Annotated in this window: 1 protein-coding gene; it reads right to left on the reverse strand. The window is 42.9% G+C overall.

Going from position 1 to position 312, the window contains the following annotated elements:
• Positions 1-100 precede the first annotated feature (100 nt).
• The coding region (locus tag ACM615_RS24245) for a hypothetical protein (protein ID WP_431012686.1) at positions 101-312 on the reverse strand (212 nt) is incomplete at its 5' end.

Raw genomic sequence — 312 nt, forward strand, 5'->3', positions numbered from 1 at the left:
CTCTCTAAAGCACTCTCCGCCAAGGTGATTGCCTGACTGAGTTTCGTTCTATCTCCCGCCAGAACACCTTCTTTGTATTCTTCTAGTGTAAAACGTTTTCTCATTTTGGATAACCATCAATGAAGCTCACATCGCCCATCGGGCTCTTTTGGTAGGTCGCAAGTACATGAGGTTGCAAGCTTTCGATAAAATAAGGAGCCTTAAGAGATAAGTCGATTTCCAAATCTACTTCATCGGAGAAAAAGAAAACTACCGTCCTTCCGTATTTAGTATGTGGCATTGCATCGCCATATTCCCGCATCCAATCTTTTG

The organism is Rahnella sp. PAMC25617 (assembly GCF_050606005.1).
In the GTDB taxonomy this organism is placed as follows: Bacteria; Pseudomonadota; Gammaproteobacteria; order Enterobacterales; family Enterobacteriaceae; genus Rahnella; species Rahnella variigena.